Here is a 2,153-nt window from a genome sequence, read left to right as displayed (position 1 = left end):
CGAGACCGTTTCCGGCGTTGAGATGGAGCAGCGACCGCTCGCCGTCCTTGATGTCGGCATAGGCCCGGCCAAGCGTGAAGTGCAGCGCGATCCGACCGTCCTCGCTCAGCGTCTCCGAGCTTGCGGCCTGCTCCAGGAGCGGTGTCCAGCGCTGGTCGTCGACCGTGAACGGCTTGACGATGCCGTAGTTCAGGTGAACGCCGACGTTGCGCGGATTGACGGCGAGCGCCATGTCGTAGGCTTTGGCTGCCTCGTCGAGCCGGCCCAGGATCATCAGCACGCCAGCCAGATGATTCATCGTGGTGACATCGCGCGGATCATGGTCGAGGGCGGTCCGGTAACTCGCGATCGCCTCCTCGAAACGCTTCATGTCGCGCAGCGTGTCGCCGCGGTTGCGGTGGGCCGCCGCGTAGCCGGGACGACGGCGCAACGCCTCGTCATAATGTGCCAGCGCCTCATCCGATCTGCCGCGCGACTGCAGCGCGTTGGCGAGATTGTTGTGCGCCTCGGGGAAATCCGGACGTTCGGCGATGGCGCGCTCGTAGTGGAAGACGGCGGCCGGCCAGCTGTTCATGTCCAGATGAAGATTGCCGAGATTATAGTGCGCCTCGGCCAGATGAGGACTCACGGCCAGCGCCTGCTGGTAGGTGCGGATGGCCGCATCGGTCTGGCCGATCGCCTGCTGACAGCCGCCGATATTCAGCAGCACGACCGGCGCATTGGGCTGGATCGCGAGGGCCCGCTGGTAATGGGCGATCGCCTCGGCATGCCGCCCGAGCATGCGGCAGGCGTCACCGAGGCTGCCGGCGGCCACCGCGAAATCCGGCCGCGCCGCGAGTGCGGCCTCGTGGTGCGACAGGGCGCGCTCGAATTGGCCGAGCCGTTGCAGCGCAAAGCCCAGGGCCTGATGCGCATCAGCATCCCTGGGCTGCGCGGCCAACGCCAGCTCGAGATGCCGCACGGCGCTCGCGGGATCACCGAGGCTCGTGAGCGCGCTGCCGAGCAGAAGCCGCGCTTCGGCCGATTGATCGTCGAGCTCGACGGCGCGTTGCAGATGCGTGCTGGCCTTGGCGACATCGCCGAGACCTGCATAGGTCTTGCCAAGCGACACGTGCAGCTCCGCGGACTCGCCGGCTTCTTCTCCGGCCTGGTCCAGCAGCTTCCGTGCCTCATGCGCATCGCCGAGCTGCAGCCGGACCATCGCCAGGCTGCACAGCGTCCGGAAGTGCCGGGGCTGAAGCTCCAATACCTTGCGATAGGCCTCTTCCGCGACGCGCAAAGCGCGTTCGTTGATCGCGGCTGACGGCGCTTGTCCGCCGTCGGCGGTCGCGGAGACGAGGCGAGGGCGGATGGCGACGGCGAGCTCGTTCATGTTCACAACTTACTGAATGTTCGACCGAAACCGTTGTCTGGGCGGAATGAAGCGAAACGGAGGCTAAGGCGAGGCCGAACGCGATCGATGGTCTAGAACCGTTCGAGCGGTAGAGGCCGTCCTGCCCGTTCGGGATCGCTTGCCCCGGAACGCGACAACGCCGGCACAGATGGAATCTGTGCCGGCGGAATCGAGAGTCCGTCGCGAGGGGCTCAGCCCCACATGTGATGCATCGCGTGGTGGTGCGACACGTCCGCAGCGCCTGCCGCCGCACCCGCCGTGGCGGCCGCAGCTGCTGCCGCCGTATGGTGGTCGTGGCTGTGATGGTGGTGGTGACAGTGATGCGTCGTGGTCGTCTGATGATTACCGGTGTTGTTGCCGGTGCCGGTATTGCCGCCGGTCGTACCGCCGCCGGCCGTGCCTCCTCCGGCCGCGCCGCCGCCCGTCGTTCCGCCGCCGGTGGTGCCACCGCCCGCGGCTCCGCCACCTGCAGCACCGCCACCTGCAGCTCCGCCACCGGCCATCCCGCCGCCGCCCGGCGTGGTCGTGCTCGCAGGCGTGCCGCCGGTACCGTTGGCGATGTTCGGGTTGGCGCCGGCCGGTGCGCCGGTGCCCATGGCGATGCCGTTGACGGCGGTGGCGGTGATGAAGCTCGTCACCGAGTTCACATAGGCCGAGCCACCGATTGCGATGTTATTGCCGGAGATGTCGCCGGCGTTGCCGATGAAGTTGGCAGCCGCCGCTTTCAGCATGGCCTGATCCGTCGCCAGGGCTGCGCCGG

1 protein-coding gene and 1 pseudogene are annotated in these 2,153 nt (G+C 67.9%); both read right to left on the bottom strand.

The features are described 5' to 3' along the window. The coding region (locus tag BRAS3809_RS20940) for a tetratricopeptide repeat protein (RefSeq protein WP_035657391.1) at positions 1 to 1,372 on the bottom strand (1,372 nt) is incomplete at its 3' end. Positions 1,373 to 1,584: 212 nt separating this feature from the next. Then, a pseudogene (locus tag BRAS3809_RS36710) lies at positions 1,585 to 2,153 on the bottom strand (hypothetical protein); the annotation flags it as partial.

It is taken from the genome of Bradyrhizobium sp. STM 3809 (assembly GCF_000239795.1).
Lineage (GTDB): Bacteria > Pseudomonadota > Alphaproteobacteria > Rhizobiales > Xanthobacteraceae > Bradyrhizobium.
The sequence above is the reverse complement of the archived record's forward strand: the minus strand, read 5'-3'. Positions and strand labels throughout refer to the sequence as shown.